16 protein-coding genes and 1 pseudogene are annotated in these 13,094 nt (G+C 71.3%); 1 reads left to right on the top strand and 16 read right to left on the bottom strand.

The annotated features are described in order from the left end of the window. Window positions 1-6: 6 nt before the first annotated feature. A pseudogene (locus tag ABT170_RS04535) lies at window positions 7-831 on the top strand (murein hydrolase activator EnvC family protein); the annotation flags it as partial. On the opposite strand, the gene ABT170_RS04530 reads toward ABT170_RS04535, so the two are convergent. The 16 genes from ABT170_RS04530 to rpsP all read right to left on the bottom strand — a co-directional run bounded on the left by ABT170_RS04530 (window position 785) and on the right by rpsP (window position 12,972). Further along, window positions 785-1,342: a TetR/AcrR family transcriptional regulator gene (locus tag ABT170_RS04530; protein WP_266927836.1), complete on the bottom strand. Its 558-nt coding sequence runs from the start codon at window positions 1,340-1,342 to the stop codon at window positions 785-787. The pseudogene ABT170_RS04535 and the gene ABT170_RS04530 sit on opposite strands and share 47 nt — an antisense overlap. Window positions 1,343-1,437: 95 nt before the next feature. Beyond that, window positions 1,438-2,274: an RNA polymerase sigma factor WhiG gene (gene whiG / locus ABT170_RS04525; RefSeq protein WP_329945312.1), complete on the bottom strand. Its 837-nt coding sequence runs from the start codon at window positions 2,272-2,274 to the stop codon at window positions 1,438-1,440. Between the two features lie 254 nt (window positions 2,275-2,528). Then, entirely contained in the window at window positions 2,529-3,641 is a 1,113-nt protein-coding gene (gene dprA / locus ABT170_RS04520; RefSeq protein WP_443034351.1) for a DNA-processing protein DprA, read from the bottom strand. A gap of 140 nt (window positions 3,642-3,781) precedes the next feature. Beyond that, window positions 3,782-5,404: a YifB family Mg chelatase-like AAA ATPase gene (locus ABT170_RS04515; RefSeq protein ID WP_351863993.1), complete on the bottom strand. Its 1,623-nt coding sequence runs from the start codon at window positions 5,402-5,404 to the stop codon at window positions 3,782-3,784. After that, entirely contained in the window at window positions 5,404-5,763 is a 360-nt protein-coding gene (locus tag ABT170_RS04510; protein WP_329945309.1) for a YraN family protein, read from the bottom strand. The genes ABT170_RS04515 and ABT170_RS04510 overlap by 1 nt, the downstream gene beginning before the upstream one ends. 125 nt (window positions 5,764-5,888) lie before the next feature. Continuing rightward, on the bottom strand, window positions 5,889-6,197 hold the full coding sequence (locus ABT170_RS04505) for a DUF2469 domain-containing protein (protein ID WP_003965949.1): 309 nt from the start codon (window positions 6,195-6,197) through the stop codon (window positions 5,889-5,891). Between the two features lie 63 nt (window positions 6,198-6,260). After that, window positions 6,261-6,749, bottom strand: coding sequence for an NUDIX hydrolase (locus ABT170_RS04500; RefSeq protein WP_329945386.1), 489 nt, complete (start codon window positions 6,747-6,749; stop codon window positions 6,261-6,263). Window positions 6,750-6,768: 19 nt separating this feature from the next. Next, window positions 6,769-7,536, bottom strand: a complete 768-nt coding sequence (gene lepB / locus ABT170_RS04495; protein ID WP_329945308.1) for a signal peptidase I — start codon at window positions 7,534-7,536, stop codon at window positions 6,769-6,771. Window positions 7,537-7,586: 50 nt separating this feature from the next. Next, a complete protein-coding gene (gene lepB / locus ABT170_RS04490; protein ID WP_329945385.1) occupies window positions 7,587-8,480 on the bottom strand; it encodes a signal peptidase I in 894 nt (297 codons plus the stop codon). Then, on the bottom strand, window positions 8,383-9,471 hold the full coding sequence (gene lepB / locus ABT170_RS04485) for a signal peptidase I (RefSeq protein ID WP_329945307.1): 1,089 nt from the start codon (window positions 9,469-9,471) through the stop codon (window positions 8,383-8,385). The genes lepB (ABT170_RS04490) and lepB (ABT170_RS04485) overlap by 98 nt, the downstream gene beginning before the upstream one ends. Then, entirely contained in the window at window positions 9,464-10,234 is a 771-nt protein-coding gene (gene lepB, locus ABT170_RS04480) for a signal peptidase I (RefSeq protein ID WP_329945306.1), read from the bottom strand. Before lepB (ABT170_RS04480) ends, lepB (ABT170_RS04485) begins: the two co-directional genes overlap by 8 nt. Window positions 10,235-10,279: 45 nt before the next feature. Then, window positions 10,280-10,630 carry a 50S ribosomal protein L19 gene (rplS, locus tag ABT170_RS04475; RefSeq protein ID WP_266924312.1) on the bottom strand — a complete coding sequence of 117 codons (351 nt, stop codon included), beginning with the start codon at window positions 10,628-10,630 and terminating at the stop codon, window positions 10,280-10,282. 129 nt (window positions 10,631-10,759) lie between these two features. Further along, window positions 10,760-11,581, bottom strand: a complete 822-nt coding sequence (trmD, locus tag ABT170_RS04470; RefSeq protein ID WP_329945305.1) for a tRNA (guanosine(37)-N1)-methyltransferase TrmD — start codon at window positions 11,579-11,581, stop codon at window positions 10,760-10,762. Next, window positions 11,581-12,180, bottom strand: a complete 600-nt coding sequence (rimM, locus tag ABT170_RS04465; protein ID WP_329945304.1) for a ribosome maturation factor RimM — start codon at window positions 12,178-12,180, stop codon at window positions 11,581-11,583. Before rimM ends, trmD begins: the two co-directional genes overlap by 1 nt. Before the next feature lie 109 nt (window positions 12,181-12,289). Next, a complete protein-coding gene (locus tag ABT170_RS04460) occupies window positions 12,290-12,529 on the bottom strand; it encodes an RNA-binding protein (protein ID WP_003980229.1) in 240 nt (79 codons plus the stop codon). Between the two features lie 2 nt (window positions 12,530-12,531). Continuing rightward, on the bottom strand, window positions 12,532-12,972 hold the full coding sequence (gene rpsP / locus ABT170_RS04455; protein WP_073726855.1) for a 30S ribosomal protein S16: 441 nt from the start codon (window positions 12,970-12,972) through the stop codon (window positions 12,532-12,534). Window positions 12,973-13,094: the final 122 nt, after the last annotated feature.

Here is a 13,094-nt window from a genome sequence, read left to right as displayed (position 1 = left end):
CCGTGCATGCGCACCACACCCGGACCTCCTCGTTCCAGCCCGCCCGCGTCCAGGCCTCCGCCCGTCCCCCGGGCCCGGCGGCCGGCGGCACGGGCCGCACCGCCGGCCGTGCTCCTGCTGGCCGCCCTGGCGGCCGTCGTGCCGGCGGTGCTGCTCGGGCCGTCCTCGGGCCGGGCCTCGGCGGGGCCGGGTCCGGGCGGGGTTCCGGCTTCCGCTCCCGCACGGGCGCCCGCTCCGGCTCCCGTCCCGGATCCCACTCCCGCGCCGGATCCCGTCCCCGTCCCGGATCCCGTCCCCGTCCCGGGTGACGAACGGGTCTGGCCGCTGCCCGGCCGGCCCACGGTCGTACGCGGATGGGAGCCGCCCGCCGGCCCGTACGGACCGGGTCACCGCGGTGTCGATCTCGCGGCGCCGCCCGGTGCCCGGGTCCGGGCCGCGGCCACCGGCCGGGTGTCGTTCGCGGGGCGGGTGGCCGGACGCGGGGTGCTCACGATCGAGGTGGCGGGAAGCGGGGAGCCGCCGCTGCGCACCACGTACGAGCCGGTGCGGGCGCTGGTGGCCCGGGGTGAGGAGGTGATCGCGGGCCGGCCGGTCGCCGTGCTGGAGCGGGGGCCGTTCCACTGCCGTGCGGGCTGTCTGCACTGGGGGCTGCGGCGCGGGGACGTCTATCTGGATCCGCTGTCCCTGCTGCCGCCCTCGGCACTGCGGCGGGGCCCTTCCCGGCTGCTGCCGGTCTTCGGCGTACCGCACCCGGACGGGCCTCGGGCGCGGGGCGCGGAGGGGGTCAGCCCCGTACACCGCGCAGGATCATGGCGACGGCCGTGTCCGCGACGACGCCCGGCTCCTCGGCCACGCCCAGTTCGATACGGCGCACGGCCGCGTCCACCGAACCCTGCAGCAGCATGGCGGCGAGCCTCGGCTGGGTATGGCCGAGATCGCCCAGCGCCTCGACGATCATGGCGATCAGACCGCCGTGCGCGGCCCGGATCTTCTCGCGGGCCCCCGCGTCCAGCTCGCTCGCGGAGATCGCGACGACCGCGCGGTGGCGACGGTCCCCGACGAGATCGAGCTGCCGGCGCACATACGCCTCGATCTTCGCCTCGGGGGTCTCGGCACGCTCCATGGCGTTCTCGACCTCGGCCGCCCAGACGGGGAAGTCGACGGCGCACAACTCCTCGACCACGGCCGCGCGGGAACGGAAGTACTCGTACACGGAGGACCGGGCGAGGCCCGTGCGTTCGGCGAGCGCGGGGAAGGTCAACGCCTCCGTACCGCCCTCGGACAGCAACGAGCGCGCGGCGTCCAGGAGGGCGCCGCGCTGCATGGTCCGGTGCTCGGCCACGGAGGCCGCTCGAATCCTGGGCACGCTTCCACTCTACGGCGGCACGCGTGCGGGGGAAGGGCGCGACCTCCATCGGGATGGCCGACAGCGCACGCTCAGCGCCCGGCGTCGGCCAGTTTCGCCCGGAGCTGCAGCACGGACTTGGTGTGGATCTGGCTGACCCGGCTCTCGGTGACCCCGAGGACATTGCCGATCTCGGCGAGGGTGAGGCCCTCGTAGTAGTAGAGGGTGACGACGGTCTTCTCCCGGTCGGGGAGCGTGTTGATGGCACGTGCGAGCAGCCGTCTGAGCTCACGGTCCTCGGCGACCTCCACCGGGTTGTCGGCGGCGGTGTCCTCCAGCGTGTCCATCAGGCTCAGCCGGTCGCCGCCCTCGCCGCCGACGTGCAGCAGCTCCTCCAGGGCCACCACGTTCGCCAGGGACAACTGGCTGAAAACCGCGTGGAGTTCCTCCAGCGCGATGCCCATCTCCGAGGCGACCTCCGCCTCCGACGGCGTGCGGCGCAGCCGGGCCTCCAGGGTGGCGTAGGCGCGTTCCACGTTCCGCGCCTTCTGCCGTACCGAGCGCGGGATCCAGTCCAGCGCCCGGAGTTCGTCGATCATCGCGCCGCGGATCCTGGTGATCGCGTACGTCTCGAACTTGATGGCCCGTTCGATGTCGAACTTCTCGATGGCGTCGATCAGTCCGAAGACTCCGGAGGAGACGAAGTCGGCCTGTTCGACGTTGGACGGCAGCCCCACGCTGACCCTGCCCGCGACGTATTTGACGAGTGGCGAGTAGTGAAGGATCAACTGCTCCCGCAGGCGCTCGTCGCCGGTGGTCTTGTACGAACGCCACAACTCGTCGAGGGAGGCGGGAGCGGAAGGGCGCACAGTGCCACGCGCAGCCGGTGGTACTGCCGCGCGGTCAGACCCGGAGGTGTGCTGGGGCATGTGGTGCCTTGAGCCGTTCTGCTGTGAAGTGCTGGGGGACGTTTGTCTGGGGCGGAATCCTTGTGAGCGTAGCGTGACTGAAGCGTCGCAGTGCGCGCAGGATACGGGTTCGACGCTGTGCGATTTCGCACCGGCGATTCCGCCGCCGGACACGACCGGCGGCCGGGACCGTCGCCGCGCGCACCGGCCCCCGAGGCGCCGCTGAATTAACTGCCGAGGTCATCGGCATTACCTTTTCACCCGAATGCTCCAGGTCAAGTACCGCCTCGCCGCGCGTCGCCGTTGCATGCCGGCGCCTTGGTCAACCTCCATCCGTCGCCCTCGCGTTCGACGAACCCCAGTGAGTGCAGTTCGTACAGTCGCCCGAGTGCTTCGTCGGCGGACGCTCCCGCGGCACGGGCGACGTCACGCACGTCGACGGTTCCGTGGTAGGGGAGGGCGTCCAGCACTCTCGCGGTGACCGCGTCCAGCAGGTCCCGGGGCAGGACCGGGCCTCGTCCGACCGGTGCGAGGTCACCGATGTCCCCCACCAGTTCGGCGACCTCCGACGCATCGGTGACCAGGACGCCCTCGCCGCGCAGCAGCTCATGGACGCCTGCGGAAAGACCGCTGGTCGCCGGGCCGGGCACCCCCATCGTGTAGCGGCCGAGGCGCTGGGCGCTGCGGGCGGTGACGAGCGAACCGCTGCGGTATTCGGCCTCCACCACGACGGTTCCCCTGGTGAGTGCGGCGATCACCCTGTTGCGGAGGATGAACCGGCTGCGCGTGGGATGCCCGGAGGGCGGCAACTCCCCGATGACCAGCCCCTGTTCCACCATGCGGGCGATCAGCTCGGCATGACCGCGGGGATAGGCGACATCGACCCCGCAGGCCAGCACCGCCATCGTCGCCCCGCCCGCGCTCAGCGCCCCGCGGTGGGCCGCCCCGTCCACCCCGAACGCGGCGCCCGACACCACCACCCAGCCGCGCTCCGCCAGCCCCGCGCCGAGGCTCGCGGCCATATGGGCCCCGTACGGGGTGCAGGCCCTGGCCCCGACCACCGCGACCGAACGCAGGGCCCACAGGCGCAGGTCGGGACGCCCGCGCACCCAGAGCCCGACCGGCCGGGCGTCACCCAGGTCGTCGAGCTGGCTGGGCCACTCCCGGTCACCCGGGCAGATGAAACGGCCCCCCAGCGCGGCCACCGCCGCCAGGTCCCGCTCGGGCTCGGCCGCGGCGGCACGCAGACGGTAGCCACCCAGGCGCGCGGCGGTCATGCCCGGCAGCTCCCCGGCCGAGCCGTCCGGGGCGGTGAGCCTCCGCACCAGCTCGACCGGCCCCGAATCCCGCAGCCAGCGTCCGGCACGCTCGTCGCCCGGCTCCAGAATCCGTGTCAACGCGGCCCTGGCCAGCCGCACCCCCTCCGTGCACCCGTCGCCCCCGTCAGGCCCGTACCCGCCGCCGCCGCTTCCGCCTCCCGGCCCCCCGCTTCCCGGCACCGCGCATCCCGCTGTCTCCGGCCGCCCCGTCACGATGACACGACCTCCATCGGCACCCCGCGCTGGATGCCCGTGCGCAGTTCCAGTGCCACCGCGATGTCGGAGGCGTCCGGGCGGTCGGCGCCGCGCAGGTCCGCCACCGTCCACGCCACTCTCAGCACCCGGTCCAGGCCCCGGGCCGTGAGCGTGCCGCGCTCCATGTCCCGCTCCGCCGCCATCAGCGCCCCGGGGGCCGCCAGCAGCCGGGTCCGCAGCTCATGACCCGGTACCTCGCTGTTGGTGGTCCAGGGCGTGCCCGCGAGCCGCTCGGCGGCCCGCGCCCTGGCTTCCCGTACGCGTACGGCGACCTCGGCCGTCGACTCGCCCCGGCCCCCGCGCCCCATGAGGTCGGCACGGCTGACGGGCTCCACCTCGACCCGCAGGTCCACCCGGTCCAGCAGTGGCCCGGACAGTCTCGCCTGATAGCGGCGCACCAGGGAGGGCGGGCATTCGCAGCCCGTGCCGCTGAGCGTGTGCCGGCCGCAGGGACACGGGTTCGCGGCGAGCAGCATCAGGAATCTGGCGGGCAGCCGCACCACCCCGGCCGCCCGCGCGACCACCACATGGCCGGACTCCAGAGGCTGGCGCAGCGCGTCGAGCACCTTGCCGGAATACTCCGGCGCCTCGTCCAGGAAGAGCACCCCGCGGTGAGCCAGCGAGACCGCTCCGGGCCTGGGCAGTCCGTTGCCGCCGCCGACCAGTGACTGCATCGTCGCCGAGTGGTGCGGCGCGCAGTACGGCGCCCTGGTGACCAGGGGTTCACCCGGTGGGAGGATTCCCGCCACCGAATGGATCGCCGTCACTTCGAGGGATTCCTGCCGGGTCAGCGGAGGCAGGATCGCCGGCAGCCGTTCGGCCAGCATCGTCTTCCCGGCCCCCGGGGGCCCGGAGAGCAGCAGATGGTGTCCGCCCGCCGCGGCCACCTCAAGGGCCTTGCGGGGACGGGCCTGCCCCGCGACGTCCGCCAGGTCGGGCCGGTGGCCCTCGCCCCGCGCACGGAGCGGGGCCAGGCCGGTGCCCACCCCGGCGCCCGGCATCATCAGTCCCGCCAGCATCGCGTCGGGACGGCCCTGTTCGTCGGCCGGCTCCTCGGGGACGGGTTCATCTGCCAGTACCGCGATCAGCTGGCGCAGGCTCCGTACGCCGAGGACCGAGACCCCCGGCACCAGGGCCGCCTCACCGGCGGTCTGCTCGGGAACGACGACGTGGTGATACCCCGCCTCGGCCGCGGCGAGCACGGCGGGCAGCACCCCGCGCACGGGGCGCACCCGGCCGTCCAGCCCCAGCTCCCCGATCATCACCACGTCGGCGATGGCAGCCGGATCGATCCGCTCGGCCGCGCCGAGCACCGCACAGGCCACAGCGAGATCGAACCCCGAACCCCCTTTGGGCACGGACGCCGGGGAGAGTCCCACCGTGAGCTTCTTCTGCGGCCACTCGGCCCCGGAGTTGACCACGGCGGCCCTGACCCGGTCGCGGCTCTCCACCAGGCTCTTGTCCGGCAGTCCCACCAGGGCGAAGGCCGCCACGCCCGGCTCCAGGTCGGCCTGGACCTCCACCACCACCCCTTCGACGCCCACCAGCGCCACCGAACACGCTCGCGCGAATCCCATCAGGACACCCCGCGCACATGTTCGGTGACGGGGGCTCCGCGCCTGGGCACGACCACTCCGACCAGGTCGATCCGGACCCCGCCGTCCGGCGGCCCGCCGTGGCCGTCCAGCCAGATCTCGGCGAGCCGTCGCAGCCGGTCCGCCTTGACCGGTGTGACGGCCGCCATGGGGTGTTCGAAAACCCCGGACCTGCGGGTCTTCACCTCGCAGATGACCAGTGCGTCACCGTCCCTGGCGACGATGTCGATCTCTCCGGCGCGACAGCGCCAGTTGCGCTGCAGGACCGCCATTCCGGCTTCGGTCAGCAGCCGTGCCGCCAAATCCTCGCCGTACCGCCCGAGTGCCCCCCGTGCGTTCATTCGGCACCACCTCCGGCACCGACTCTGACGCGTCCGGCCCAGACGTGTGGATCTTGGTGATTTCCGGTGGACAACTCCGCGAATGTGGATATCCCGGTCACCCGTACGGGTGACCGGTCCGTGGATCAGCCGCCCGGAAGTTCGAGATCGCTCTTGTTGAGCTCCTCGATGTTGACGTCCTTGAAGGTCAGCACCCGGACCTGCTTGACGAATCTCGCGGGCCGGTACATGTCCCACACCCAGGCATCCGCCATGGATACTTCGAAGAAAACCTCACCCTGGACCGAGTGCACCTGCATCTCGTAGTCATTGGTGAGGTAGAAGCGCCGTTCGGTCTCGATCACATATTTGAACAGACCGACGACATCGCGGTACTCCCGGTAGAGCTTCAGCTCCATCTCGGTCTCGTACTTTTCGAGGTCCTCGGCGCTCATGGCATGTTCCCCTTCAGCCGTGCGTCCCCCTATTGTGCGTCAGCCCCTGGCACCCCTGGACGATTAGACGATTTCGGGGGCCAGAACGAGCGGAGCACGTGGGGGACCCTCGTCGAGGAGCGTGCGCAGCAGCTCGGCGAGTCTGGTCGGGTACACCGTCTCACGCGCCGCGAGCAGTTCGGCGGAAGTCCACCACCTCAGACCGGCGACGCTGCGCCGCTCCAGGTCGGTGAGGCCCTGCGGGTCGGTGGCGGTCTGCGCGGTGCGGGCCAGGAAGTACCACTCGTCCTGGTTCCAGCGCCGCCCGTCGAACGGGAAGGAGCAGGTCCGCCGCCAGAGCACCGGGCCCAGCTCGATGTCCGTGATCCCGGTCTCCTCGGCCAGCTCGCGCCGCGCGGCCTGCTCCCGGGTCTCGTCGCCCTCCAGGCCGCCGCCGGGTGTGAACCACCAGGTGTCCGCGGGGTCGTCCGGCTCGTAGCCGTGCATCAGCAGGATGCGGTCCTCGGGGTCCAGCAGCACCACCCGCGCGACCTTGCGGGTCTCCCCCGTGATCGCGGGGCCACCGCTCTCCTCAGACACCGGCGCCCGCCGGTGAGTGCTGCTTCCGGCGTGCGGAGCGGGCCGCGACCGGCCCGTACGCGCTGCCGCCCAGGATGAGCACCAGGCCCGCCAGGACCACCCCGAGCTGGAGCTTCAGCGGCCCGTCGGCGGACACCCCGCCCGGCAGGGCCGCGAACGACCCCGGCCGTCCGATCATGCCGTCCATCGGCCAGGCGACCGCGTCCACCCGGGCCTCGACCGCGCCGAGGGGGACGGAGCCCTGTCCCGGGTCGTCGAGGTGGACCCGGGAGTCCAATGAGCCGGCCCGCTCGTCCCCGAGGAGGAAGATCTGGCCCTTGGGCACCTCGGCGGTGAAGCCCTGCGGCGAGGCCGGAGTGCCCGCAGCCGAGCCCGCCGTACCGTCGTACGCCCGCAGATACGGTTCCTCAACGGGGATGCCGTTGACCGTCAGCCGGCCGCCCTTGTCGCAGCAGGCCACCTTGTCGCCGCCGACGCCGACGACCCGCTTCACCATCGGCACGGCGCCCCAGGCCGGATCGGTGAACACCACCACGTCCCCGCGCCGCACGTCGGCGCCGTCCACGCGCTGCGCGAGCACCCGGTCCCCGGCGTTCACCGTCGGGGACATCGAGTCCGTCGGCACCGTGTACGGCTTGTACACCACCGCTCCCCAGGCGAATCCGCCGAGGAAGAGCACACAGCCGACGGCCACGGCCAGGCCCGACAGCACACTGCCGAGCCGGCCGCGGCCGTCGCCCGTACGTCCCATTCCGCTCATCCCAGCGCTCCCCCATCGGAGATCGGCAATCGCTGATCCGAGTCGGCACCCTACCCGGCGGTACGCCCGCTGGTCAGCCTCTTGCGGCGCCACAGCACGAGGGGAAGCGCTCCGGCCACACCCAGTGCTCCGGGAGCCATGGCGACCGCCGCGTTCAGACCGGGCTGGTCGAACGTCTTGGGAACCGGCAGCGTCGCCCAGCGGTTGATGGGCCAGGCCACGACGACCGCGCGGCCGACGACCTCGTCCGTGGAGACCGTGCCCTGACCGGGAAGCTCCTGGTGGTACCGGGAGTCCAGCGAGTTCTGACGGTGGTCGCCCATCACCCAGATCCGGCCCTCGGGCACATGGATCGGCCCGAACGGCTCGTCGTTGCACGGAGTGTTCCCCGGGAAGATGAACGACTTCTCGTCCAGTGCCTTCCCGTTGACCGTCACCGGTCCGTTCTTCTTGCACTCCACCGTGTCGCCGCCGACCGCGATGACCCGCTTGATCAGATCCTTCTCCTCGGCCGACGGCATCAGGCCGATGAAGCTGAGGAACTTCTGCACCGCGTTGGGCTCCGGTGTCACGGTGTCCTCCAGCCAGCCGCCCGGGTCGTGGAACACCACGACCTCGCCGCGCTCCGGCTCCGAGCCGAACCACGGGGTCAGCTTGTCGACCAGCACCCGGTCACCCCGCTGCAGTGTGTTCTGCATGGAATCCGAGGGGATCGAGAACGCCTGCACCAGGAAGGTCTTGATCAGCAGGGCCAGGACGAGCGCGATACCGATGAGCAGCGGCAGTTCCTTCCAGAAGGAACGCGGCTTCTTCGGAGCCCTGCCACCGCTGCCCGCGGAGCCGGCGTCACCCTCCGCCCGGCCCGCCGCGGCCTCCCCGGAAGACTCGGCGTGCTCCGGCCGGTCCTCGGGTTCGTCGTGTCCGGATCGTGCGCCGACCGCCAAATCCCCCACATCCACTCCTCAATCCGTGCCACTGCCCGCGCCCGGTTCGGTGCAGGCCCACCACTCCCATAACGAGCGGGAGTTCCGCAGGGGTCGGGAGCCGGACCATCGCGTATCGATCCTGGGGGGACACACTATTCGACATGGGGGGCAACGCCGCCGCCCCGGCACGCGCATCCGGGACCGCGGCGAAGGTCTCGCGTTCCTCCAGGGTGCGCCAGTGGCCGAACGGCCAGGCGATCACGACGGCCCGTCCCACGACCTCGTCCTCGGACACCGTGCCCCTGCCCACGTCGTCGAGGTGGAAGCGCGAATCCGCGGAATCGGACCGGTGGTCCCCCATCACGAAGATCCGGCCGACCGGAACCTTTACCTCGAATTGGACAGTCGATGGCTCATTGCCGGGATGCAGATAGGGCTCGTCCAGAGGGACGCCGTTGACACTGACCCTGCCGTCCTCGCCGCAGCACTTCACCGTGTCGCCGCCGACCGCGATGACCCGCTTGATCAGATCCTGCTCGTCGTCGGACGGCAGCAGTCCGATGAAGGTCAGCAGCTCCATGACCTGTTTGACGCCGATGGGGGCGTCCTTCCCGTCCGTGTCCGCCCGCTCCGCGTTCAGCCAGCCGCCGGGGTCCCTGAAGACCACGACATCGCCGCGCTGCGGCTTCGACCCGAACCAGGGGGTGAGCTTGTCCACGAGCACGCGGTCGCCGATCCGGATGGTCTGTTCCATCGATCCCGAAGGGATCACGAAGGCCTGCACCAGGAAGGTCTTCAGCACCAGGGCGATCAGCAGGGCCACCACGACGAGCACGGGGATCTCCAACGCCGCCGACCCGCGCCGCCGCCGTTGGACCTTGCGGGCGAGCCTCCGGCGCTCGGCCCGGGTCCGCGGCGAGCGCGGAGCGGTCTGCCCGGCCGCGGCGCTCCCGCCCGGCGGCCCGCTGCCCCCGTCCGGCGCGCCACGCCCGCGTCCCCGGTTACCCATGGGCTCCGGCAGGCTCCGGCACCCCTGCGAAGGCGTCGGTGCCCGGCAGTGACCCCAGCCGCCCCAGCGGCCAGCCCAGCCAGTCGACCCGCCCGATCACCATGTCGACGGGGACCATGCCGCCGCCGGGCTGCCCCAGGTGGTCCCTGGAGTCGCGCGAACTGCCGCGGTGGTCGCCCATCATCCACAGGGTGCCCATCGGCACGACGATGTCGAAGGGCACCTGGGAAGGCACGTCCCCGGGGTGCACATACCGCTCGTCCAGCGGTCGGCCGTTCACCTCGATCCGTCCCTGCTTGTCGCAGCAGACCACACGGTCGCCCCCCACACCCACCACACGCTTCACGAAGTCGGTCGCGGCGGGTTCGGTCAGCCCCAGGGACGCGGCCGCGCCGCGCAGCAGCCCGGCCACGGCGTTCTCCTCGGCGTTCTCCTGGACGAAGGAGCCGGTCCCGTCGAACACCACCACGTCGCCGCGCTCCGGCCCGGAGCCGAAGCGGTACGCCAGTTTGTTGACGAGCACCCGGTCCCCGACCCGCAGGGTGGGCTCCATGGAGCCGCTGGGGATCAGGAAGGGCTGGATCACATACGCGCTGAACAGCAGCAGGACGACCGTGCAGAGGGCCCCCAGGGCGACTGCCCGGCGCCAGGACATCGGCGGGGCGGAGCGGTCCTGGATACGCGAGAAGCGCGACCCCTCCTCCGGCCCGTTCCCGGGTCCGGAGGAGAGATCGCGCTCCGTGTGCTGTGCTTCCGTGTCCATCGCGGCCGAAGCCTATCCGGCCGCGCCGTGGACGCGTGCGTCAGCTCAGTTGTCGCGCTTCTCCTTGATCTTCGCGGCCTTGCCGCGCAGCTCACGGAGGAAGTACAGCTTGGCGCGACGGACGTCACCGCGGGTGACGAGCTCGATCTTCTCGAAGATCGGGCTGTGCACCGGGAAGGTGCGCTCGACGCCGACGCTGAAGGAGACCTTGCGGACCGTGAAGGTCTCGCTGACGCCCGAGCCCTGGCGGCGGATGACAACACCCTTGAACTGCTGGATACGGGAGCGGTTGCCCTCGATCACGCGCACGTGGACGTTGACGGTGTCACCGGGGCGGAAGGACGGAACGTCCGTACGCAGGGAGGCGGCGTTGACGCCATCGAGCAGGGAAGCCATTTTGTCTGCTTTCTTCGCCGATGCCACAGGTCATCGACGGGAGATCGTAAGGAGTTCGGAGTGCTGATCGCGTCGGGCGGGCGTCATTCCCCCTGTGGCAGGGGCGCACACCGGACGTACAGCAGCGGCCTATTCTTCCACGGCCGGGGGCCTGCGCCAAAATCGGCCGCCCGGCTCCGGTGACCAGCCCAGGATCGAGAGGATCTCGCGGTCCTTCTTGTCGAAGCCGCTCGCCTCGCAGCGCTCGATGAGGTCGGGCCGGTGCAGGGCGGTACGGGCGAAGGCCTCGTCCCGCCGCCAGCGCGCGATCCTGCCGTGATGACCGCTGAGCAGGACGTCCGGGATGCCCCGGCCGCGCCACTCGGGCGGCTTGGTGTAGACCGGCCCCTCCAGCAGATTGGCCATGGCGCCGGGGGCGAACGAGTCGTCGCGGTGCGACTCCGCGTTCCCGAGCACCCCGGGCAGCAGCCGGGCCACCGCCTCCGTGATGACCAGGACTGCCGCTTCCCCGCCGGCCAGGACGTAATCACCGATCGACACCTCGATGACCGGTATCCGGGTGGCGTACTCGTCCATCACCCGGCGGTCGATGCCCTCGTAGCGGGCCGGAGTGAAGATCAGCCAGGGCCGCTCGGAGAGCTCGACGGCCAGTTCCTGGGTGAACGGCCGGCCGCTGGGGGTCGGGACGACGAGCACGGGGGATCCCGCCCCCGCCTCGTACCCGTCCGCCAGTGCCTCGTCCAGTGCCTCGCCCCACGGCTCGGTCTTCATGACCATGCCGGGTCCGCCGCCGTACGGGGTGTCGTCCACCGTGTTGTGCCGGTCGTACGTCCAGCCGCGCAGATCATGCACGTGTACGTCGAGCCGGCCGCGGGCGCGGGCCTTGCCGACGAGCGACACGTTCAGCGGTTCCAGGTACTCGGGGAAGATCGTGACGACGTCGAGCCGCATTACGCGTCACCCTTCGGCGCCTCGCCCGCGCCGTCCGCCGCACCGGCGCCGTCCGCCTCGTCGTCGCGGGCGGAGGCCACCACGGCCTGGCTCTCGTCGATGAGGCCGGGAGGCGGGGTGATGACCGCGCGCTGCTCGTCGAGGTCGATCTCGGTGACGATCTCCTCCACGAACGGGATCATCACCTCGCTGCCGTCCGGGCGCTCGACGATGAACAGGTCCTGCGAGGGCAGGTGGGTGATCTCCGTGATCCGCCCGACCTCGGTGCCGTCGGCGAGGACGACATCGAGGTCCATCAGCTGGTGGTCGTAGAACTCCTCGGGGTCCTCGGGGAGTTGCGCCGGGTCCACTTCGGCGATCAGGAGGGTGTTGCGCAGGGCCTCGGCGGCCGTACGGTCCCGCACGCCCTCGAAGCGCAGCAGCAGCCTGCCGCTGTGCACCCGGCCGGTCTCGATCGTCAGCGGCCCCGTCGCGGCCGGATCGGTGGCCAGGACGGCCCCGGGCCCGAGCCGCAGCTCGGGCTCGTCCGTACGTACCTCGACGGTGACCTCGCCCTTGATGCCGTGGGCGCGGCCGATCCGCGCAACTACCAACTGCACGCTGCTTCTCCGATTGATGGTGTACGGACGTAGAAGTAGATGGTGACGGACGACAAAGGCCGGGGACGGCTCGAAAGCCCTCCCCGGCCCTGGCCGGTGTTCAACTCTTTCAGCGAACCTGGTCCACATCGACGAGGTCGACACGGATACCACGGCCACCGATGGCGCCCACGACGGTACGCAGAGCGCGAGCGGTGCGGCCGTTGCGGCCGATCACCTTGCCGAGGTCATCGGGGTGGACCCGGACCTCCAGCACGCGCCCACGGCGCAGGGTGCGCGAGGCCACCTGCACGTCGTCGGGGTTGTCGACGATGCCCTTCACGAGGTGCTCGAGAGCCTCCTCGAGCATGCTCAGGCCTCGGTCGACTCGGTGGACGCGGCAGCGTCAGCCGCCTCGTCCGCCTTCTTGTCGGACTTCTTGGCCTTCTGAGTGATGGCCTCACCCTTGGCCTCGTCGCCGTCCGAGGACAGGGCCTCGAACAGAGCGCGCTTGTCAGCCTTGGGCTCGGGCTGCAGCAGCGGCGCCGGGGCCGGGAGACCCTTGTGGGCCTGCCAGTCACCGGTGAGCTTCAGGATCGCGAGAACCGGCTCGGTCGGCTGGGCGCCGACGGACAGCCAGTACTGCGCACGCTCCGAGTTGACCTCGATGCGCGACGGGTTCTGCACCGGGTGGTACAGGCCGATCTCCTCGATGGCCCGGCCGTCACGGCGGGTACGGGAGTCGGCGACGACGATGCGGTAGTGAGGCGAACGGATCTTGCCCAGACGCTTCAGCTTGATCTTGACTGCCACGGAAGTGGTGTCTCCTGGTCTTGACGTGGTTGGGCACAACGAAGATGCCACGTGGGGTTGCGGTACTCGGGTGCCCGACGGACGCGTCAGCCGGAGGAGAGAGGGGTCCTATGCGGCTGTCG

It is taken from the genome of Streptomyces sp. NPDC001787 (assembly GCF_040297465.1).
GTDB lineage: Bacteria > Actinomycetota > Actinomycetes > Streptomycetales > Streptomycetaceae > Streptomyces.
The sequence above is the reverse complement of the archived record's forward strand: the minus strand, read 5'-3'. Positions and strand labels throughout refer to the sequence as shown.

What these genes read in the sequence shown, in the direction of transcription:
- whiG (WP_329945312.1), bottom strand. Translation starts at nt 2,274, where the DNA reads ATGCCCCAGCACACCTCCGGGTCTGACCGCGCGGCAGTACCACCGGCT.
- ABT170_RS04515 (WP_351863993.1), bottom strand. Translation starts at nt 5,404, where the DNA reads ATGGGATTCGCGCGAGCGTGTTCGGTGGCGCTGGTGGGCGTCGAAGGG.
- ABT170_RS04510 (WP_329945309.1), bottom strand. Translation starts at nt 5,763, where the DNA reads ATGAACGCACGGGGGGCACTCGGGCGGTACGGCGAGGATTTGGCGGCA.
- ABT170_RS04505 (WP_003965949.1), bottom strand. Translation starts at nt 6,197, where the DNA reads ATGAGCGCCGAGGACCTCGAAAAGTACGAGACCGAGATGGAGCTGAAG.
- lepB (WP_329945308.1), bottom strand. Translation starts at nt 7,536, where the DNA reads ATGAGCGGAATGGGACGTACGGGCGACGGCCGCGGCCGGCTCGGCAGT.
- lepB (WP_329945307.1), bottom strand. Translation starts at nt 9,471, where the DNA reads ATGGGTAACCGGGGACGCGGGCGTGGCGCGCCGGACGGGGGCAGCGGG.
- lepB (WP_329945306.1), bottom strand. Translation starts at nt 10,234, where the DNA reads ATGGACACGGAAGCACAGCACACGGAGCGCGATCTCTCCTCCGGACCC.
- rplS (WP_266924312.1), bottom strand. Translation starts at nt 10,630, where the DNA reads ATGGCTTCCCTGCTCGATGGCGTCAACGCCGCCTCCCTGCGTACGGAC.
- trmD (WP_329945305.1), bottom strand. Translation starts at nt 11,581, where the DNA reads ATGCGGCTCGACGTCGTCACGATCTTCCCCGAGTACCTGGAACCGCTG.
- ABT170_RS04460 (WP_003980229.1), bottom strand. Translation starts at nt 12,529, where the DNA reads ATGCTCGAGGAGGCTCTCGAGCACCTCGTGAAGGGCATCGTCGACAAC.